Raw genomic sequence first — 18,950 nt, forward strand, 5'->3', positions numbered from 1 at the left:
GCCGCTAGACCACCAGGCCGAGCAGCATGACGAAGGCGAGCCCGACCACGGAGAGCACGGACTCCATGAGCGACCACGTCTTGAAGGTCTGCCCGACGGTCATCCCGAAGTACTCCTTGACCAGCCAGAACCCCGCGTCGTTGACGTGGCTGAGGAACACCGAGCCGGCGCCGATCGCCAGCACCATGAGCGCGACGTGCGTCGGGCTGAGGCCGGCCGCCAGCGGCGCGACGATGCCGGAGGCCGTCACCGTCGCCACCGTGGCCGAGCCGGTGGCGATGCGGATGAGCACCGCGACGAGCCACGCGGCAAGGAGCACCGGCAGGCCGGAGTGAGCCAGGCCGTTCGCGATGACGCCGCCCACCCCGGTGTCGACGAGGGTCTGCTTGAAACCACCGCCGGCGCCGACGATGAGCAGGATGCCGGCGATCGGCGCGAACGACGAGCCGACCGTCGACGAGACCTCCGACAGGGAGCCCCCGAGCGCGGTGCCGAGCAACACGATCGCCAGCAGCGTCGTGATGAGCATGGCGACCAGCGGGGTCCCGACGAAGACGAGCACCTTGCCGGCCGCCGAGGTGTCGACCTTGGCGATCTCGACGACCGTCGCCAGCAGCATGAGGATCACCGGCAGCAGCACGACGAGCAGGGCGACGGAGAACCGCGGGCGCTTGCGGCCCTCGACGACGGTCGCGTCGCCGAGCAGCGCGGGCGCCTGGATCGGCACCCACTTGGCCATGGTCCTGGCCAGCAGCGGCCCGGAGATGGCGACGGTCGGGATGGCGACGAGCAGGCCGAGGCCGAGGGTGGTGCCGAGGTTGGCGTTGAGCGCGGAGATCGCGATCAGCGGCCCGGGGTGCGGCGGTACCAGACCGTGCAGCGCGGACAGGCCGGCCAGGGCCGGGATGCCGAGCAGGACGACGGGCAGCTTGGCGCGGCGCGCCGCGAGCATGACGACGGGGATGAGCAGCACCACGCCGACCTCGAAGAACAGCGGGATGCCGATGACGAACGCCGCGAGCGCCAGCGCCCAGGGCAGCCGCTTCGCCGGGGTCTTGGCGAGGATGGAGTCGACCACCTCGTCGGCCCCGCCCGAGCGCACCAGCAGCGTGCCGATGATCGCGCCGAGGGCGATGAGGACGCCGGTGCTGCCGACGGTCGAGCCGAGGCCGGTGGTGAAGCTGGCGAACGCCTTCCCGAAGGGGACGCCGGCGACGACGGCCATGAGGCCGGCGCCGACCGTCAGGGACAGGAACGGGTGCAGCTTCAGCCACACGATGAGCAGCACGATCGCTGCGATGGCCACGACCGCGGCGACGACCAGCTGCGGCGTGCCCGCAGTGGTCGTCCGGTCGGCCGCCTGGAGCAAGGACAACATCACGACTCCTTCGTCTTCGTTGGGTGGTGCTCAGCGGGGCATGAGGTCGAGGGCGCGCAGCACCTCGTCGGCGACGGACTCGGGCGTGGCGTCGACCGTGACGGTGACGCCGTCCTCGCCGGGCTGCAGCGGCTCGAGGGTGGCGAACTGCGAGGGCAGCAGGGTCGTCGGCATGAAGTGGCCGGAGCGGTGGCCCATCCGCTCGGCGATGAGCGCCGGGTCGCCGGTCAGGTGGACGAAGCGGACCCGCCCGGGGGCGGCGGCGAGCACGTCGCGGTAGGAGCGCTTGAGGGCTGAGCACGTCACGATCGAGCTGCGACCGGCCTCGTCCTGCGCGCCGATCCAGGCGGCGATCGCGCGCAGCCACGGCCAGCGGTCGTCGTCGGTCAGCGGGGTGCCGGCGGCCATCTTGGCGACGTTGGCGGCCGGGTGGAACTCGTCGGCCTCCGCGGTGGGCCACCCCAGCCGCTCGGCGAGCAGTGCCGCCACGGTCGTCTTGCCGGACCCGGCCACGCCCATGAGCACGAGGTGCTGTCGCTCCTCCACGAGGACCCCTCCTGACGTCGTCGTCGCTGTCGTCGATGACCGCCACACTCTGAGGCAAAGGTCATACCTTTCGCAAGTGAAAGGTATGACCTTTGGTGTGGTGTTCGTCACACCCGTGGGACGGACGGGCCATGCTGCGGGGGCCCGCACGGCGCTAACCTCACGTGGAACCGCACGTCGGAGGGGGGTCTCGGTGCTGCACGACGAGCTGCTCGACACCCTCGGCCGCGAGATCACCGGCGGCGACACTCCACCCGGCACGGTCCTGACCCTGGAACAGATCGGATCACGGTTCGGCGTCTCCCGCACGGTCGCCCGCGAGGCGATGCGGATGCTGGAGTCGATGCGCCTCATCACGTCGCGCCGGCGCGTGGGGCTCGTCGTCCGCCCGCGGGCCGACTGGGACGTCTACGCGCCGCGCCTCATCCGCTGGCGGCTCGACGGCCCGCAGCGGGCCGGGCAGCTGCGCACGCTGACCGAGCTGCGGATCGCCGTCGAGCCGATCGCGGCGCGTGCCGCCGCCGCGGTCGTCGGCCGGCGTGACGGCGCCGAGCTGGTCCTCATGACGGCCCGGATGCGCGAGCTGGGCGAGGCGGGCCGGCTCGCCGAGTTCATGGACCTCGACATCGAGTTCCACGCACGGCTGCTGCGGACCTGCGGAAACGAGATGTTCGCGGCCCTGACCGACGTGGTCGCCGAGGTGCTGCGCGGGCGCACCGAGCACGGCCTCATGCCCCCGCATCCCGAGGAGGAGGCGCTGGCGGCGCACGAGGCCGTCGCGGCGGCCGTGCGGGACGGCGACCCGGCGGCCGCCGAGGAGGCGATGGCGCGGATCGTCAACGAGGTTCGCCGCGCCCTGGCGCCCGACGAGCCGGCGGCCGGCTGACAGACGCTTCGCCGCGCGCCCTTCCGACCCGACCCCTAGCGTGCACGGATGACCCCCGCGTCACCGTCCCGTCGGCAGCGGCTGCTGCGAGCCGTCGGCTTCTCGCTCCTGTTCGCCGTCCCGGTCGCGGCGCTGGCGTTCGTCGTCCGCGTCGGGGTGCCGGCCGTGCTGGCCGCCGACGAGGCGGCCGTCCGCGCCGCGACGTCCGTGACGCGGAGCAGCGGCACGCTGCGCTCCGTGCTGCTCGTCGTGCAGGCGGCGTTCCTGCCCCTCGGCGTGAACGCCGTCGTCGGGCTCGTCTGCCTGTGGGCGTGGCGACGGCGCGGGCTGGGCACCCGCGCCGTGTGGGCGGTGATCACCGTCGCGATCGGCTGGGCGCTGGGGAATCTCGTGAAGCAGCTGGTCGGGCGCGCCCGCCCCGTGGTCGAGGATGCCGTCACCCATCTCCCGGGCTACAGCTTCCCGTCCGGCCATTCCACGAACACCACGGTCGCGGCGATCGCGCTCCTCGTCCTGCTGTGGCCGCTGTGGCGGCGCCGCGGGCGCGCCGTCGCCACGGCGGTGGCCGTCACGGGCGCCCTCGTCGTCGGGCTCGACCGGGTGCTGCTCGGCGTCCACTTCCCCTCGGACGTCCTCGGTGGCTACCTGCTGGGCGGCGCGGTCGCGCTCGGCTCGGCGCTGGGATACCTCGGGCGCGGGCCGGCCGCGCCCGCGGACGACGACGTCCGGGCCGCCCCGGCCCCACCGGGCGAACCCGGAGCAGCGACGGGTCCGGCCCGGACGGACGAGCCCCGAGCCGCGGCGCCCGCCGCTCGGGCCACCCTGCGCCCGGCCACGGTGGCCACCCCTGCGGACCACGGCGCCGAGCCGAGCCCCCGCCGGGTCACGCGGGACGTCCTGTTCCGTGCCGCGCTCCCTACGGTCGCGCTCTTCGCGCTGGTCCTCGGCATCGGCCTGGTCATCACCGGCCCGCTGCACGGACTGCCAGCCGAGCGGGCGGTCAACAGCTCCCTGGCCGCGGGCCGGACGCCGACGATGGACCGGCTGACCGCCTTCGGCACCCTCGCCGGCAGCACCCTGATCATCATGCTCAGCGCGGTGCTGGCGATCGTGCTGGTGTGGTGGTGGAGCCGCCGGTGGTGGTGGGCGATCGTCCCCGGGATCGCCGTCGTGCTCGAGCTGGCCGTCTTCCTCGGCACCACCGCGATCGTCAGGCGCCCACGGCCCGATGTCTCCCACCTGGACCAGGCCCCGCCAACGTCGAGCTTCCCGAGCGGCCACACCGGCGCCGCCACCGCCCTCTGGTTCAGCCTCGCGCTCCTCGCCCAGCGGATCCACATCAGGTGGCTGAGGGTCGTCGTGACCGTGGTGTGCGTGCTCGTGCCCCTCGGGGTCGGCTACTCACGGCTCTACCGCGGCATGCACCACGTGACGGATGTGGTCGTCGGCCTCCTCGTCGGTGCCGTGTGCGCCGGCCTGGCGTACGCGAGCCTGCGCCGGCTCGACGCGCCGACGGCCGTCACCGACGACCGCCCGCTGCCGACTCAGACGCGCGCGTAGCGGGCCCGCGCGAACGAGTAGACGCCGTACGCGGCGAACCCGACGGCGACCACGGTCAGCGCCAACCGGCCCAGCAGAAGCCGGAGCAGCGTCCGCAGCGCACCGTCGAGCCCCTGGGCCTTCTGCGGATCCGCCGTGACCGCCGCCGTCACGAAGAGCCCGCCGACCAGCAGCAGCGCGATGCCCTTGGCGACGTAGCCGAGGCGCCCAGCGGCGACGACCCAGCGCCCGGGGTGCTCGCGCAGGTCGGCGAGGAATCGCGCGCCGAAGCCCTTGACCAGGTGGTGCAGGCCGACGCCGACGATCAGCACGCCCACCACCCCCACGGCGGGGCGTCCGCCCGGGTGCGACATCAGCGTGGCCGCCGTGCCGGCGGACTGCTGGTTCCCGCTCGTCGCCGCGCCGTGCAGCACGCGGAACGCCATCCACCCCAGGGCCAGGTAGACGACGGCCTTCGCGGCCGGGGTGACGCGCTTCCGACCGCGGCGGGCGACGGCCTCGGCGAGCTGCCATACGGCGAGCAGGACGAAGCCGACGAGCAGGATCCAGAGCAGTGCCTTGCCCAGGCCGGTCGCGGCAAGCGCTGCCAGCGCCCCGGTCTGGTCCGCGGTCGCCGCGTGCCCGAGGACCAGCTGCAGCGCCAGCCAGCCCAACAGCAGGTGGAGCAGCCCGCTCGCGGCGTAGCCCAGCCGTGCGCCCTTCTCCACGGCGGGGCTGCGCTGTGCCCTGGCCGCCGACGCACGCACCGTGTCGTCCATGCCTTGCAGACTCGCACTGGCGGCAGGCCCGCGCGCGGCGAGGTCCGCGCGGGGCCGTTCCAGGCCGCCAAGCGCCGCCGGAGCCTGACACGGCGGTTCGAGCCGACGGTGTTTGTGAGACCTCCGAACGAGTCGGCCTTCATGACCCGTCGGTGGGCAGCTGGAGAGCGGCTTGCGCGGCCTCGCGCAGCTGGACAACCGTGAGGTGGACGCGACGAACGTCCTTCGTGCGCTCGGGCCAGGCGAGGACGATGTCCGGCTCGAGAGCATCGGGCTGTGACAGGTCCCAAGGCAGCCACAGCTCGAACGTGGCTCGGACCACAGGCTGACTGCTGTCGGGGTAACCCTCGTGGCCCGAGACGATGTTCGACAGCACGACCTGTCCGCCGCCCTCCGCCCACAGGGACAGGCTTGGGCGCCCGGGGGCGCCCAAGCCAGCCAGGTCTCCGAGCTGAGCCGCTCGCAGGGCCAGGACCTCGAGGTGGACGACGAGTCCTTCCGTTGAGGCGCGGAAGAACCCCATGCACGCCACGAAGCCCTCTCCGTGCAGCGGCGCCACCGGAGCGGCAGCGACCTGGCCGGGGATGACGAATGGATCCGGGCTGAGCCGCTGTCGCTGCCGCTCCATGCCAAGCACTCCTCAGGGCCAGACGGAGCGGGAGTCGGGTGCCGCGAGACATCTCCTGTCACCGGCCTTGCCGGCCCCGCCTGACGTCATGATGCCGTCGACAGTCGCCGGGTGCTCCCTCTTCCGCAACGAGACTTGCTCAGCCTCGCCGACGGTTGACACCGGCCAACGTGCTCCTGACAGGTGCGTGCCTGGTTGGTCGGTCACCAGCGCTCGGCCTCCCGCCCGAGCCACTCCGCTCAGCAGCGAACGTGCCCCGGGGCGCACCCCGGTAGCCTTGCCCGTTGATGGCCGAACGGACCGAGGTTCTCCCTGGTTTCGCCCTAGGGTCGCCCCAGCTGATTCCCCATCCCCCGCGCCCGTAGCTCAATGGATAGAGCAGCGGCCTTCTAATCCGCTGGTTGGGAGTTCGAGTCTCCCCGGGCGCACATGGCTCGTCACCGCACCCGGCTGACCCCGCGCGAGCGCGCGGACGTCGCGCTGCGCTGGGCCCGGCGCGCGGCGCTGTGGCTGGCGCTCGGCGTCGTCGTCGGCGTCGCGGCGCTCGGCGCCCTGGTCTGGGCGGGGTCCCTCCCCGGCGTGCGGGTGTGGGTCGCCGTCGCGGCGGGCGTCCTGGCGACGGCGGCCGCCGGCGTGGCCAGCACCGTCCCCGGACCGGGTTCGGGGGCCGACGAGCCCACGGACGGACCTTCGCCGGGCTGACGTCTCGTCGGCTCGCCGTAGGCTGACGTCGTGACCAGCACCGCCGCCAACGGGACCAGCGACCGGATCGTCTGGATCGACTGCGAGATGACCGGGCTGGACCTCGTGGCCGACGCCCTGGTCGAGGTCGCCGTGATCGTCACCGACTCCGAGCTGCGTGCGCTCGACGGCGGGATCGACGTCGTCATCGCACCGCCGGCGGAAGCCCTCGCGCAGATGAACGACTACGTGCGCGCGATGCACACCTCGTCGGGCCTCCTCGAGGAGCTGGCCGCCGGCATGACGCTCGACGAGGCGCAGCGGGTCGTCGTCGAGTACGTGCGCCGATGGGTCCCGGACGCCGGGAAGGCGCCGCTCGCCGGCAACTCGGTCGGCACGGACAAGACGTTCCTGGACCGTGACATGCCGGAGCTGGTCGGGCACCTGCACTACCGGATCATCGACGTGTCGAGCATCAAGGAGCTCGCCCGCCGCTGGTACCCGCGCGTGTACTTCAACGCCCCCACCAAGCGCGGCGGCCACCGTGCGCTGGCCGACATCCTCGAGAGCATCGACGAGCTGCGCTACTACCGCGCCGCCCTCATGCCGCCGGAGCCCGGCCCCGACTCGGCCACCGCCAAGGCGATCGCCGCCCAGATCGTCGAGACCTCGGTCGCCGGCACCCAGCCCGCGTAGGCAAGGTCAGCCGAAGTCCAGTCGCATGAGCACACGCGGCGCGCCGGCCGAGACCGAGTCGGTGTCGCAGATCTTGCTGAAGCCCGCCTTCTCGAACATCGAGCGGGTACCGACGTAGCCCCCGGACGCGTTGATCCGGGCGCCGGCGTTGTCCACCGGATAGCCCTCGAGGGCTGGGGCGCCGTGTCCGCGGGCGAACTCGACCCCGCCGGCGAGCAGTGCGCTCGCGACGCCCTGTCGCCGGTGGCCGCCCAGCACGCGGAAGCAGAACACCGACCACACCGGGCGCTCGTCGATCCACGGGACCCGCCCACCGCGTCGGAACGCGAAGAGCTCCGAGCGCGGTGCCACGCCCGCCCACCCCACGGCGAGACCCTTGTCGTACGCCAGGAGACCCGGCGCCAGGTCGCGGCTGCACAGGTCTCGGACGTAGGCCTCCTGGCCGCCCGGACCGAGCGCCGACCGCTCGGGCGACCGGAGCCGGTTGGCCAGGCACCAGCACGCCTGCCCGCCGGGGACGGGGGGCCCGACGATCGTCGCCACGTCGGCGAAGCGCTCGGCTGTGGCGGGAACCACCTCGATAGCCATGCGGGCACGGTAGCGCCGAGAACCGACAAGGCGCCGACCGTGGGGTCGACGCCTTGGATGGGGTGGCTGACGGGACTTGAACCCGCGACCCCCTGGACCACAACCAGGTGCTCTACCAACTGAGCTACAGCCACCACGGACCGCCGCAGCGGCGGGCCGACGAGAAGTGTAACGGCCCGCGGGGTCCGCGCAGAACGCGGTCAGAGCCGGGCGGCGATGGCGTCGGCGGCGCGCTCCGCCGAGCCGGGGCCGTGCTGGAAGAACAGCGACGGCTCGGTCAGCTCGACCTCGAGGATCACCGGCTTCCCCTCCTCGTCCGGGATGACGTCCACGCGCGTGTACAGGAACGGCTGCCGGGCCCCGGGGAAGATGTCGGCGAGCGCCTCGACCACGCGGCCGCCGACCTCGCGCTCCTCGGCGCTCGGCTCACGCGGGGCGATGACCTCGCCGCGGTAGAGCGCGCCGTCGAGGTCGGCCGGGCGGAACGGCCCGGAGAGCAGCGCGCTCTTGCGCACCGCGTGGCTGAAGACCCCGTCGAGGAACACCAGCCCGGTCTCCCCCACGGTGTCCACCCCCCGCAGGTAGCGCTGCAGCATGACGTGCCGGCCGACGGCCATGAGGTTCTTGGCGTGGGTGATCGCGAGCATCCGCTGCTGCGTGGCGGAGGCGTCGTAGCGACCGGTGTCGCGCGAGCCGGCGCTGATGGTCGGCTTGATGACGAACTCGCCGAACGCCGGCAGCCGCGAGTTGATGGCGCGGGACGTCATGTTGGTGGCCGGGTCGAGCCAGATCGTCGGCACGATCGGCAGCCCGCGCTCCTCGAGGTCCGCCAGGTAGGTCTTGTCCGTGTTCCAGGCGATGACGTCGGCGGGGTTGAGCAGCTCGCTCGTCTGCTCCACGCGGCGCGTCCAGTCGACGAACTGCGCCTGGCGCTCGGTGTAGTCCCAGGTGCTGCGCACGACGACGTGCTGGTACGACGCCCAGTCGATCGTCGGGTCGTCCCACACGGCGACGTCGACGGGGATGCCACGCCCGACGAGCTCGTCGCGCAGCAGCTGGTCGTCGGGGTCGAGGTCGGGCAGCTCCGCGCAGGTCGCGAGCGCCAGTCGGGCTGATCCGGAAGGCGGCGTCGTCACCCGGGAAGCGTACCTAGGCGCCCGACGAGGCCGGGGAAGGCGTCCGGCGCTCAGGCGCCGAGGGCGTCCACGGCGGCGCGAAGCCGTCGGCACCCCTCGGCGAAGGCCGCGGGCTCCGGCAGCAGGGACAGCGCGAGGGCACCCGGCGTCGGCAGGTCGTAGAACCAGCCGGGGTGCACGGACAGGTGGGCCTCGCGCAGCAGGTGGAGGGCGAGCTCGTCGTCGGGCCGCCACCGCGGCGCGTCGACCAGCACGGTCCAGCCGCCCTCGCAGCGGCGCACGCGCCAGCCGCCGTCGTCGAGCAGGGCGCGGGCGGTGGCGAGGTTCCCGACGAGCCGTTCGCGGGTCGCCGCCACCGCGTCGTCCGCCAGGGCGAGCAGGTCCGGCAGCGCCAGGGCGACCGGCGCCCCCACCGACAGATACGTGTCGGCGATGGTCTCCAGCGCGGCGACAGCCGCCGCGGCCTCGTCGTGCGGCCCGGACACCCGCACCCAGCCGAGCTTGAGCTGCGGCGCGCACAGGAGCTTGGACAGCCCGTCGAGCGCGAACGTCGGCACGCGCTCCTCGCCGGCGAGGGTGCGCGGCCGGCCGTCGAGGTGGAAGGGGCCGAAGACCTCGTCGGAGACCAGCGCCGCTCCCCCGGCCCGCGCGGCCTCGACGAGCGGGGCGCGCTCGTCGTCGGCCACGTAGGCGCCCGTCGGGTTGCCCGGGTTGACGACGACGACCCCGCGAACCTCGTCGCGCGCGGCCACCCGGGCCAGCGCCGTGGTGTCCGTCGACCAACCGTAGGGGTGCACGTAGTGCAGCGGGTACTCGGTGGTCCGGACCGCCGCGAGGCGGGCGAGCGGCTCGACGAGCGGGTAGCCGGGTGCCGGGATCGCGACGGTCTCACCGGGGTCCGCCAGGAGCGTCAGCAGCCAGCCGTACGCCTCGGACGTGCTGGCGGTGAGGAAGTAGTCGTCGGGACCGCCGCCGAACCGGGCGGCCAGGGCCTCCCGCGCGACGACCGGCCCCCGGGGGTCCGGCGCGTAGCGACCCGCGCGCGACGTGGCCCGCCGCACCGCCTCCAGCACGCCGGGGTGCGTCAGGCCGTGGCGGGTGGGGTTGGAGTCGGTGAGGTCGAGGACATCGACGCCCCTGGCCCGCAGCTCCGCCCGGGCCACCGCGAGGGCGTTGGGGGTGCCGTCGGCGGTGGCGCGGGCGGCGAGGTGCACCGGCCCAGCGTAGGGCGGTGCGTTCCTCGGCTGGAGCCTCGTCCTCGTCGGCGGCGTCCTCATCGGCATCGGGGTGTACCGCCTGGTGCAGCACGCGGACCGTGCCGCGGGCGTGCGGTTCACCCGCGACCCGCTGGCCCGGACCGTCTGGACCACCGCTCAGGCCGCCGACGTGCTGCCGCCCGACCCGTCCAGCACGGAATGACGAAGGCCGCCATCCGGAACGGACGACGGCCTCGTGAGTGGTACACCGCCAGGGACTTGAACCCTGAACCCGCTGATTAAGAGTCAGCTGCTCTGCCAGTTGAGCTAGCGGTGCGCGGTGAAGAAGATTACCAGCCCCGGTCGACCGACGCGAAACCGCTGGTCACAGGTACAGCCCCGTGCCCTGCCCCTCGCCGTGGGGCTCGGCCACGGCGTGCACGTCCTTCTCCCGCAGCAGCAGGTAGGTGTCGCCCGCGAGCTCCACCTCGGCCCGGTCCTCGGGGTCGAACAGGATGCGGTCGCCGACGGCCACCTGGCGCACGTGCTGGCCCACCGCCACGACCCTCGCCCACGCCAGCCGGCGACCGACCGCGGCGGTCGCGGGGATGACGATCCCGCTGGCCGAACGCCGCTCGGCCGCCTCGCCGTCGACGGCGACGAGCACCCTGTCGTTGAGCATCCGGATCGGCAGCTCGTCGTGCGCCGGGTCGGTCGAGGCGGTCACAGACGGGACCGTACCCGCACCCCCTAGGCTGGTCGAAAACGGCCCTTCCCCGAGGAGTCCCCGTGCCGCGACTGACCGCCGGCGACCTCGCCCCCGACTTCACCCTGCCCACCGCGGACGGCGGGTCCGTCACGCTGTCCGACCTGCGGGGGACGCACGTCATCGTGTACTTCTACCCCGCCGCCGGCACCCCGGGCTGCACCCTGGAGGCGGTGAACTTCCGCGACGCGTCCGCAGTCCTGGCGGCCGCCGGCTACCGGCTCGTCGGCGTCTCGCCGGACAGCCCGGCGCGGCTCGCGTCGTTCGCGGCCGACGAGACCCTGCAGTACCCGCTGCTTTCCGACGAGGACCACGCGGTGCTCGAGGAATGGGGCGCCTGGGGCGAGAAGACCCTCTACGGGCGGCTCATCACCGGCGTGATCCGCTCGACGGTGGTCGTCGACCCGGACGGCCACGTCGAGCTGGCGCAGTACAACGTGCGCGCCACCGGGCACGTCGGGCGCCTGCTGGCCGACCTCGGCCTGCCGGTCGCCACCTCCTGAGACAATCGGCCGCGCGGGAGTGGTGAAACGGTAGCCACGCCAGGTTTAGGTCCTGGTGCCCGAGAGGGCGTGCGGGTTCGAGTCCCGTCTCCCGCACCACGGCGACCCGCGCCGCCGCGCCTAGGATCGTGGGTGTGAGCACGCTGCAACGCCCCATGATGCTGTCGAAGATCCACCGGGCCACCGTGACCCAGGCCGACCTCGAGTACGTCGGCTCCATCACGATCGACCCGGACCTCATGGAGGCCGCGGACATCCTGGCGAACCAGCAGGTGGACGTCCTCGACATCGACAACGGCGCGCGCCTGACCACCTACGCGATCCCCGGCCCGCGCGGGGCGCGTGACGTCAAGATCAACGGTGCCGCCGCCCACCTGGTGACGGTCGGCGACCGCGTGATCGTCATCGCCTACGGCGTGATGAGCGACGCCGAGGCCCACGAGCACAGGCCGATCGTCGTCGTGGTCGACGAGCACAACGACGTCGTGGAGCACGCCCCGGCGACCGACCGCCTCTGACCCCCCGCACGACGAACGCCCTGCCCCCGTCACCGGGGCAGGGCGTTCGCGGCTGATCGGCCGGTCAGGCCTTGGCGGTCTCCCGCTCGGAGATCTGCTTGCGGACCTCGTCCATGTCGAGGTCCTTCACGGCGCTGATCACCTGCTCCAGCGCGGGGGCGGGCAGCGCGCCGGGCTGGTTGTAGACGAGGATCCCGTCGCGGAACGCCATCAGCGTCGGGATCGACGTGATCTGCAGCTCCGCCGCGAGCTCCTGCTCGGCGTCCGTGTCGACCTTGCCGAACACGATGCCCTCGTGCTTCTCGGACGCCTGCTCGAAGATCGGGCCGAACATCCGGCAGGGCGGGCACCAGGTAGCCCAGAAGTCGACGAGCACGATGTCGTTGTCCTTGACGGTGGCGCCGATCGTGTCGCCGGTCAGGATGGTGGTGGCCATACGGTTGCTCTCCTCGGTTCCGTGGTACTCGCCTCTTCAGCGCGCCGGGCCCCGCGGCTATTCCGCATCTCGTCGTGCGCGCCGCCCTCCCGGCCGTGCCCGCCTCACGGTAGAACAGCACGGTGACCGACACCTTCGAGTTCCCGAGCGACCCGGGGGAACCGGAGCAACCCTCCGGCTGGCTCTCCGAGCGCGACCTCGCCCAGGCCCGGGCGACGCTCCCGATGCTGTACGTCGACGTCGTCCCGGTGCGCGTGGACGACAGCGGGGACGTCATCGCCGTCGGCCTGCTGCTGCGCGTCACGGGCTCGGGCGCGATGACCCGCGACCTGGTCTCGGGACGCGTCATGTTCCACGAGCGGGTGCGCGACGCCCTGCTGCGGCACATCGAGAAGGACCTCGGCCCGATGGCGCTGCCGCAGATCCCGTCCTCGCCGCAGCCGTTCACCGTCGCCGAGTACCTGCCGACGCTCGGCGTGACCTCGTACCACGACCCGCGGCAGCACGCGGTGTCGCTCGCCTACGTGGTGCCGATGCTCGGCGACTGCCGCCCGCAGCAGGACGCCCTCGACCTCGCCTGGCTCACACCGGAGGAGGCGTGCGCCGACACCGCGCAGGTGGAGATGGCGGGCGGGCGGGGCCTGCTGCTGCGCCAGGCGATGGCCTGGGTCGGCCGCATGCCGTAGGACACCCCGGCCGGTCAGCCGAGGTCGAGGTGCGGCCAGTCGGCCAGGTCGGCGCGCATCTTCCGGTCGTGCGTGGCGACGACGACGGCCGCGCTGGTGGCGCGCAGCGCCGCCGTCAGCTCGTCGACCAGCGCGACGGACAGGTGGTTCGTCGGCTCGTCGAGGACGAGCACGTGCGGCGCGTGCAGCAGCGCCCGTGCCAGCTCGAAGCGGCGGCGCTGGCCCACCGAGAGGTCGCCGAGCGGACGGTCGAGGTCCTCCTCCGACAGGAGCCCCAGCGCCGCCACGGGGACCAGCTCGTCGGGGTCGAGCGCCCCGGCGTCGAGGAGCCGCAGCGCGTGGCTCGCGTACGCGTCGAACGACGAGCCCGCGGGTTCGTCGTCCCGCTCCTGGACGAGCACGCCGAGCCGGGTGCCCGGCGCCACCGCGCGGGTCCCGCGGTCCGGCACGAGCGAGCCTGCCAGCACGGCCAGCAGCGTCGACTTGCCCGAGCCGTTGGGGCCCGTGACGAGCAGCCGGCCGCACGGCGGCAGCGCGATGCGGCGACCCGGCAGGTCGAGGCGGCCGCGGACGCGCGGGGCCCGCACGTCGAGCAGAGGCCCGCCGGTGTAGACGCGTGGCGTCGCCGGCAGGTCGGGGAACGCCATCGCCGGGGGCGGCACCGGCACCGCGACCGCCTCGGCCTCCAGCTTCTGGATGCGCCGGTCCACGGTCTTCACCTGCGAGCGCGCCCGCGTGGCCCGACGGTGGCCCTGGCTGCCCTTCGGCGGGCGCCACGCGTCGGACAGCCCCTCGTAGGACTCGTCGAGCCGCTCGGCGAGCGCCCCTGCCTTCTTGCGCTCCATCCGGTACCGCGCCCGCCAGCGCCGCAGCATCTGGTCCTTGGCGAACCGGTAGTCGGCGTAGCGGGTCGCGCCGTAGAGCGCGGGGCGCCCGTCCATCGCAGGGTCGAGGTCGAGGATCCCGGTCATGACGTCGTCGAGCAGCTGGCGGTCGTGCGTGACGACGACCAGTGCGCCCGGCCAGTCGCGCAGCTGCGCCGTGAGGTAGGCCACGCCGGCGTCGTCGAGGTGGTTCGTCGGCTCGTCGAGCAGCAGCAGGTCGGCGCGCTCGCTGATCCGCGCGGCCAGGCGCACGCGGTAACGCTCGCCGACGGACAGCGTGGCGAGCTCCCTGCCCGGGTCGCGCGGGGCGCCGAACCTGGTCAGCGCCTCGTCGGCGCGGCGGTCCGCGTCCCAGGCGGCCAGGTGCTCGTAGCGCGCGACGGCGGCCGCGAGCCAGCCGGTGTCGCCCGCCTCGTGGTCGAACACCGCGATCGCGGCCGCCAGCTCGTCGGACGCGGTGCGGGCGGCCGCGAGCGAGCGCTCGAGGACGTCGTCGATCGTGGCGCCGTCCGGAGCCTCGAGCTCCTGCTCGACGACCGCGAGCGTGCCCTGCCGGCGCACCTCGCCGCGCTGCGGCGCCAGCTCGCCGGCGAGGACGCGGAGCAGCGTCGTCTTGCCCGCGCCGTTCTCCCCCACCAGCCCCAGCCGGGTCCCGGCGGGCACGACGAGGTCGAGGTCGTCGAGCACGACGCGACCCGGGTAGCCGAACGTCACGTGCTCGGCGACCAGCTGGACCTGTGCCGGGTCCGCGCCGGTCATCAGCCGCCCAGCGCCCGCGTCACCGCGGGGACGAGCGCGCGGAACGCCTGCCCGCGGTGGCTGATCGCGTTCTTCTCGTCGGGCGCCAGCTCCGCGCACGTGCGGGTGTCGCCCAGCGGGACGAGGACCGGGTCGTAGCCGAACCCGTTGCGGCCGCGAGGTGCCGCCGCGAGCGTGCCGACGAGGGCGCCGTGCTCGACGACCTCCACGCCGTCCGGGGTGACCAGCGCGGCGGCGCAGACGAAGCGGGCACCCCGGTGCGGTTCCTCGATGTCCGCGAGCTGCGCGAGGAGCAGGTCGAGGTTGGCCTTGTCGTCGCCGTGCCGCCCCGCCCAGCGCGCCGAGAAGATGCCGGGGGCGCCCCCGAGGACGTCGACGGCCAGGCCGGAGTCGTCCGCCACCGCCGGCAGGCCCGTCGCGCGAGCCACGGCACGGGCCTTGATCAGGGCGTTCTCCTCGAAGGTGACGCCGTCCTCGCGGGGATCGCTCACGCCGAGGTCGCCCGCGGTGACGACCGCCTCAAGGTCCAGGCCGGGCAGCGCGGGGTGGAGGATCGCGCGCAGCTCGCCGAGCTTGTGCCGGTTGTGCGTCGCCAGCACGAGCCGAGGGTCGGTCACGCCTCGCCCGTCGTCGTGCTGACGCGGGTGCCGGGGGCGGCGGCCAGCGCCTCGGCCTGCAGCGCCGCGAGGCGGGCGTTGCCGCCGAGGGCGAGGTCGAGGAGGGCGTTCAGCTCGTCGCGGTCGAAGGGCGCGTGCTCTGCGGTGCCCTGCACCTCGACGAACCGGCCGGCGCCCGTGACGACGACGTTCATGTCGGTCTCGGCGCGGACGTCCTCGACGTAGGGCAGGTCGAGCATCGGCACGCCGTCGATGATGCCGACGCTGACCGCCGACACCGAGTCGTGCAGCACGTCGGCGCCGGCCCGCACGAGCCCCCGGGTCGCCGCCCACGCCACGGCGTCCGCGAGCGCCACGTACGCGCCCGTGATCGACGCGGTGCGCGTGCCGCCGTCGGCCTGGAGCACGTCGCAGTCGAGCACGACCGTGTTCTCGCCCAGCGCCGCGATGTCGATGATCGCCCGCAGGCTGCGCCCGACGAGGCGCGAGATCTCATGGGTGCGCCCGCCGACGCGGCCCTTGACCGACTCCCGCTCGGAGCGCGTGCTCGTCGCGCGGGGCAGCATCGCGTACTCGGCCGTCACCCAGCCCTCGCCGGAGCCCTTCTTCCACCGCGGCACCCCCTCGGTGAAGCTGGCGACGCAGAGCACCGTGGTGCCGCCGAACTCGACGAGGACGCTGCCCTCGCCGGCGTCGAGGTAGTGGCGGGTGATGGCGACGGGACGCAGCTCGTCGGGCCGCCGCCCGTCGACGCGAAGCCCTGCGGGCGACTGACTCATGCCACCGAGCCTATCGGCCGCCCCGGACACCCCCGCCCGCCGTCGGCCGCCCGCCACGGCGCCGGCACACCGCCCCTCCCCCTCCCCTCCCACGGCCCGCCGCGATTCGCCGAGCGCCGCACTCGTTCACCGAGCGCCATGGAAACGAGTGCGGCGCTCGGTGAAGGACACCGGCGCTCGACGCGCGCACCTACCGGACGCCGCCCGCGCGGAGCAGGCGGGCCATCGGTTCGCCACGCCAGGCGTCGTCCCAGGTCCAGCGCACCACGGTGAGCCCGAGCGCACGAAGGCGGTCCTCGCGGAGCTTCTCCTGCCACAGGCGTTCGCCGGCCGCGGTCAGATCACCCGCCAGGCCGTACTTCGCCCGCCCGTCGAACTCACCGACGACACCGAGCCGTGGCCACCAGAAGTCGACGCGCGCGACGAAGCCGTCGGCGTCGCGGAGCTCGTGCTGGAGCACGGGCGGCGGCATGCCCAGCTCCGCCATCCGGACACGACTCAGCGACTCGCCCGGGGACTCCGCCGACGGGTCCATCAGGGCGACCGCGCGGCGCGCGGCACGGACGCCGCGGCACCGGCCGAGCGGCGCGACCTCGGCGGCCAGATCACCCGCCGTGACCCGGGCCGCGTGCAGCGCGGCATCCCCCGCGACGACTGCTGCCAGCACGCCGGCGTCCCGTGCGAGGTCCACCAGCGTCCGGGCCACGGGGGTCACGCGGATCCCGTCGACGACGTGGGCATTGGCGCGCGCGGCGACCTGATGGCGGCGCACGCCCGGGGTCGAGCGCCCGCCGCTCGACGGCGCGATGGTCAGGTGCACGTCCACGTCTCGTCGGCCGACGAGCGGGAGCCCGAGAACAGCCGCAGCCGACCAGTGCGAGACGGTCGCGCCCGGCTGCGAGGCGAGCGCCGCGCGAACGGCAAGGACGTGACGCGCCACCTCGTCGAGCGACGCCCAGTGGTCGACCCCGACGTACGCGCCGCGGCGGATGCGGCGCACCTGTCCGCGAGCCTCCGCGCGGATGAGGGCGCTGGTGTCGACGACGCCCCTCGATCCGGGGTCCCCGGCGGCGATGAGGAGTCCGGCGCTGCGCAAGGTCTCGAGCATGCCCGCACGCTGCCACCGCGCGCCCGGCCCACTCGCCACCCATCCACAGGCCCGTGCCGGGCACCCTCGAGCGCCGCACTCATGCACCGAGCGCCACCGCAACGTCACCGGCACTCGGACGACGACTGCGGCGCTCGGCGAATCAGGGGGCAGCCGGCGATCCGGCGGCGACTACAGGTAGAAGCGGTCGCCGGGGGCGGCGAGCGTCGTCAGGCCGTCGTACACCGCACGGGCCTCGGCCTCCGTGGCGGCGGGGTCGTTCCACGCCGGCAGGTGCGTCAGCACCAGGTGGCGGGTGCCGCCACGGGCAGCGGCCTCCCCGGCCCGCCGCGCCGTCAGGTGGATGCCGCGGAACGCGTCGTCGCGCCCCTCGTGGAACGCCGCCTCGGCCAGCAGCAGGTCGGCGTCGGTGGCCAGGGCGTCGAGGCCGGCGCCCGCATCGGTGTCACCCGTGTACGCCACCGTCACCGACCGGTCCGCGGCGCCCTCCGAGGGTCCCGTCACGCGCACGCCGAAGCACGGCACCGAGTGGGTCATCGCCACGGGCGTCAACGTCATCGGCCCGACGACCACGGGCGCGGCCGGGTCCCACGTGTGGACGTCGAACTGCCCGTCGGTGCTCGCCGCGGGGTCGTCGTCCCCCGCGAGCTCCACCAGCCGCGCGGCCGTCCCCGTCGGCCCCCACACGGGGAGCGCCGGCAGGGGGCCGGAGGGCCGGTACCGGCGGGCCACCGACAGCACCGCCATGTCGGCGACGTGGTCGGAGTGGAGGTGGCTCAGCCCGATCGCGTCGAGCGCGGCGACGTCGCCGTACCGCTGCAACGGCCCCAGCGCGCCGTTGCCGAGGTCGAGGAGCACGGTCCAGGTGCGGCCGGCCTCGTCGTCCGCCTGGACGAGGTACGCCGAGCACGCCGAGGCGGCGGACGGGAAGGAGCCCGCGCAGCCGAGGACGACGAGCCTCACCGGATCGCCGCCAGGGACTCCACCCGGTCCACCTCGGGCCCGAGGAACCGGCGCGCCAGCGTCGCGAACGAGACCGGGTCGCCCGTGGCGAGGAACCGGTGCGTCGGGTCTCCGGCCGACGAGCTCCGCGCCAGGTCGTGCGCGACGAGCGTGCGGTACACGTCCTTGGCGGCCTCCTCCGAGGAGGAGACGAGCGTGACGTCCTCGCCCATGACGTAGGAGATCGCGCCGGTGAGCAGCGGGTAGTGCGTGCAGCCGAGCACGAGCGTGTCGACGCCCGCGTCCCGCACCGGGTCGAGGTACTCGTGGGCGACGGCCAGCACCTCCGGCCCGCTCGTCTGGCCCGCCTCGACAAGCTCGACGAAGCGTGGGCACGCCCGTGAGACGAGCTGGACCTGCGACACGGCGAAGGCGTCGTCGTACGCCCGGGAGTCGATCGTGGCGCGGGTGCCGATGACGCCGACCTTCCCGTTCCGGGTCGCGGCGACCGCACGACGAGCGGCGGGGAGGATCACCTCGACCACCGGGATGCCGTGCCGCACCGTGTACCGCTCCCGCGCGTCGCGCAGCATGGCCGACGAGGCCGTGTTGCAGGCGATGACCAGCATCTTCACGCCGGCCTCGACGAGCTCGTCGAGCGCCGCGAGCGCGAACGCGCGGACGGCGGCCAGGGGCTTGGGCCCGTAGGGCGTGTTGAGGGTGTCGCCGAGGTAGAGCACCGACTCGTGCGGCAGCTGGTCGATGATCGCCCTGGCCACGGTCAGGCCCCCGACGCCGGAGTCGAAGATGCCGATCGGTGCGCCGTTCACGCCGACCACCCTAACCGCCCGCCCCCGGCCCGTTCGCCGCCACTCCTGGCCGTCGACCGGTGCCGCCAC

At 74.0% G+C, this 18,950-nt stretch carries 22 protein-coding genes and 4 tRNA genes; 9 read left to right on the forward strand and 17 right to left on the reverse strand.

Going from position 1 to position 18,950, the window contains the following annotated elements; genetic code table 11:
- Positions 1-4: 4 nt before the first annotated feature.
- Both BGO37_RS12995 and BGO37_RS13000 read right to left on the reverse strand, forming a co-directional pair.
- A complete protein-coding gene (locus tag BGO37_RS12995; RefSeq protein WP_291755512.1) occupies positions 5-1,378 on the reverse strand; it encodes a gluconate:H+ symporter in 1,374 nt (457 codons plus the stop codon).
- Between the two features lie 30 nt (positions 1,379-1,408).
- Entirely contained in the window at positions 1,409-1,897 is a 489-nt protein-coding gene (locus BGO37_RS13000) for a gluconokinase (protein WP_291755833.1), read from the reverse strand.
- 220 nt (positions 1,898-2,117) lie between these two features.
- Here BGO37_RS13000 and BGO37_RS13005 point away from each other — a divergent pair, with 220 nt between their 5' ends.
- Positions 2,118-2,810, forward strand: a complete 693-nt coding sequence (locus BGO37_RS13005; protein WP_291755513.1) for a FadR/GntR family transcriptional regulator — start codon at positions 2,118-2,120, stop codon at positions 2,808-2,810.
- Positions 2,811-2,858: 48 nt separating this feature from the next.
- Entirely contained in the window at positions 2,859-4,370 is a 1,512-nt protein-coding gene (locus BGO37_RS13010) for a phosphatase PAP2 family protein (RefSeq protein ID WP_291755514.1), read from the forward strand.
- Here the strand turns inward: BGO37_RS13010 and BGO37_RS13015 are convergent.
- Both BGO37_RS13015 and BGO37_RS13020 read right to left on the reverse strand, forming a co-directional pair.
- Complete coding sequence (locus BGO37_RS13015) at positions 4,355-5,128, reverse strand: DUF1206 domain-containing protein (RefSeq protein WP_291755516.1); 774 nt, start codon at positions 5,126-5,128, stop codon at positions 4,355-4,357. The two genes, BGO37_RS13010 and BGO37_RS13015, sit on opposite strands and share 16 nt — an antisense overlap.
- A gap of 139 nt (positions 5,129-5,267) precedes the next feature.
- A complete protein-coding gene (locus tag BGO37_RS13020; protein ID WP_291755518.1) occupies positions 5,268-5,756 on the reverse strand; it encodes a hypothetical protein in 489 nt (162 codons plus the stop codon).
- Positions 5,757-6,111: 355 nt separating this feature from the next.
- Between BGO37_RS13020 and BGO37_RS13025 the strand changes: the two genes are divergently transcribed.
- The 3 genes from BGO37_RS13025 to orn all read left to right on the forward strand — a co-directional run bounded on the left by BGO37_RS13025 (position 6,112) and on the right by orn (position 7,133).
- Positions 6,112-6,184 (forward strand) — tRNA-Arg (locus BGO37_RS13025).
- A 1-nt stretch (position 6,185) separates the two neighbouring features.
- Positions 6,186-6,458 carry a hypothetical protein gene (locus BGO37_RS13030; RefSeq protein ID WP_291755519.1) on the forward strand — a complete coding sequence of 91 codons (273 nt, stop codon included), beginning with the start codon at positions 6,186-6,188 and terminating at the stop codon, positions 6,456-6,458.
- Positions 6,459-6,488: 30 nt separating this feature from the next.
- A complete protein-coding gene (orn, locus tag BGO37_RS13035) occupies positions 6,489-7,133 on the forward strand; it encodes an oligoribonuclease (RefSeq protein ID WP_291755520.1) in 645 nt (214 codons plus the stop codon).
- Positions 7,134-7,139: 6 nt separating this feature from the next.
- On the opposite strand, the gene BGO37_RS13040 is transcribed toward orn, so the two are convergent.
- From BGO37_RS13040 to BGO37_RS13065, 6 genes are all read right to left on the reverse strand, one after another.
- Positions 7,140-7,721 (reverse strand): GNAT family N-acetyltransferase, encoded by a 582-nt coding sequence (locus tag BGO37_RS13040; RefSeq protein ID WP_291755522.1) that lies wholly within the window; start codon positions 7,719-7,721, stop codon positions 7,140-7,142.
- A 58-nt stretch (positions 7,722-7,779) separates the two neighbouring features.
- Positions 7,780-7,855, reverse strand: a tRNA-His gene (locus tag BGO37_RS13045).
- A 66-nt stretch (positions 7,856-7,921) separates the two neighbouring features.
- Positions 7,922-8,857 (reverse strand): hypothetical protein, encoded by a 936-nt coding sequence (locus BGO37_RS13050; protein WP_291755524.1) that lies wholly within the window; start codon positions 8,855-8,857, stop codon positions 7,922-7,924.
- Positions 8,858-8,907: 50 nt separating this feature from the next.
- Complete coding sequence (locus BGO37_RS13055) at positions 8,908-10,071, reverse strand: pyridoxal phosphate-dependent aminotransferase (RefSeq protein ID WP_291755525.1); 1,164 nt, start codon at positions 10,069-10,071, stop codon at positions 8,908-8,910.
- A gap of 243 nt (positions 10,072-10,314) precedes the next feature.
- A tRNA-Lys gene (locus BGO37_RS13060) sits at positions 10,315-10,390 on the reverse strand.
- Between the two features lie 48 nt (positions 10,391-10,438).
- Positions 10,439-10,735: a co-chaperone GroES gene (locus BGO37_RS13065; protein WP_291755834.1), complete on the reverse strand. Its 297-nt coding sequence runs from the start codon at positions 10,733-10,735 to the stop codon at positions 10,439-10,441.
- Positions 10,736-10,842: 107 nt separating this feature from the next.
- Between BGO37_RS13065 and bcp the strand changes: the two genes are divergently transcribed.
- The 3 genes from bcp to panD all read left to right on the forward strand — a co-directional run bounded on the left by bcp (position 10,843) and on the right by panD (position 11,840).
- Positions 10,843-11,322, forward strand: a complete 480-nt coding sequence (gene bcp / locus BGO37_RS13070) for a thioredoxin-dependent thiol peroxidase (protein WP_291755527.1) — start codon at positions 10,843-10,845, stop codon at positions 11,320-11,322.
- A 13-nt stretch (positions 11,323-11,335) separates the two neighbouring features.
- Positions 11,336-11,421: transfer RNA gene (locus BGO37_RS13075), tRNA-Leu, on the forward strand.
- Positions 11,422-11,456: 35 nt separating this feature from the next.
- Positions 11,457-11,840 carry an aspartate 1-decarboxylase gene (gene panD / locus BGO37_RS13080; protein WP_367188111.1) on the forward strand — a complete coding sequence of 128 codons (384 nt, stop codon included), beginning with the start codon at positions 11,457-11,459 and terminating at the stop codon, positions 11,838-11,840.
- A 64-nt stretch (positions 11,841-11,904) separates the two neighbouring features.
- Here panD and trxA read toward each other — a convergent pair whose 3' ends face one another.
- On the reverse strand, positions 11,905-12,276 hold the full coding sequence (gene trxA / locus BGO37_RS13085; protein ID WP_291755528.1) for a thioredoxin: 372 nt from the start codon (positions 12,274-12,276) through the stop codon (positions 11,905-11,907).
- A gap of 122 nt (positions 12,277-12,398) precedes the next feature.
- Here trxA and BGO37_RS13090 point away from each other — a divergent pair, with 122 nt between their 5' ends.
- Positions 12,399-12,962, forward strand: coding sequence for an NUDIX hydrolase family protein (locus tag BGO37_RS13090; RefSeq protein WP_291755530.1), 564 nt, complete (start codon positions 12,399-12,401; stop codon positions 12,960-12,962).
- Positions 12,963-12,976: 14 nt separating this feature from the next.
- Here BGO37_RS13090 and BGO37_RS13095 read toward each other — a convergent pair whose 3' ends face one another.
- The 6 genes from BGO37_RS13095 to murI form a co-directional block, all read right to left on the reverse strand.
- Entirely contained in the window at positions 12,977-14,605 is a 1,629-nt protein-coding gene (locus tag BGO37_RS13095; protein ID WP_291755531.1) for an ABC-F family ATP-binding cassette domain-containing protein, read from the reverse strand.
- A complete protein-coding gene (rdgB, locus tag BGO37_RS13100) occupies positions 14,605-15,222 on the reverse strand; it encodes an RdgB/HAM1 family non-canonical purine NTP pyrophosphatase (RefSeq protein WP_291755533.1) in 618 nt (205 codons plus the stop codon). The genes BGO37_RS13095 and rdgB overlap by 1 nt, the downstream gene beginning before the upstream one ends.
- Complete coding sequence (gene rph / locus BGO37_RS13105; protein ID WP_291755535.1) at positions 15,219-16,001, reverse strand: ribonuclease PH; 783 nt, start codon at positions 15,999-16,001, stop codon at positions 15,219-15,221. The genes rdgB and rph overlap by 4 nt, the downstream gene beginning before the upstream one ends.
- A 190-nt stretch (positions 16,002-16,191) precedes the next feature.
- Positions 16,192-17,109, reverse strand: coding sequence for a hypothetical protein (locus BGO37_RS13110; RefSeq protein WP_291755537.1), 918 nt, complete (start codon positions 17,107-17,109; stop codon positions 16,192-16,194).
- 171 nt (positions 17,110-17,280) lie between these two features.
- A complete protein-coding gene (locus BGO37_RS13115) occupies positions 17,281-18,072 on the reverse strand; it encodes an MBL fold metallo-hydrolase (protein WP_291755538.1) in 792 nt (263 codons plus the stop codon).
- The gene (gene murI, locus BGO37_RS13120) at positions 18,069-18,881 is read right to left on the reverse strand and encodes a glutamate racemase (RefSeq protein ID WP_291755541.1); all 813 of its coding nucleotides are present in this window, start codon (positions 18,879-18,881) and stop codon (positions 18,069-18,071) included. The genes BGO37_RS13115 and murI overlap by 4 nt, the downstream gene beginning before the upstream one ends.
- Positions 18,882-18,950: the final 69 nt, after the last annotated feature.

This window comes from Cellulomonas sp. 73-92 (assembly GCF_001898175.1).
Classification (GTDB): Bacteria; Actinomycetota; Actinomycetes; order Actinomycetales; family Cellulomonadaceae; genus Cellulomonas.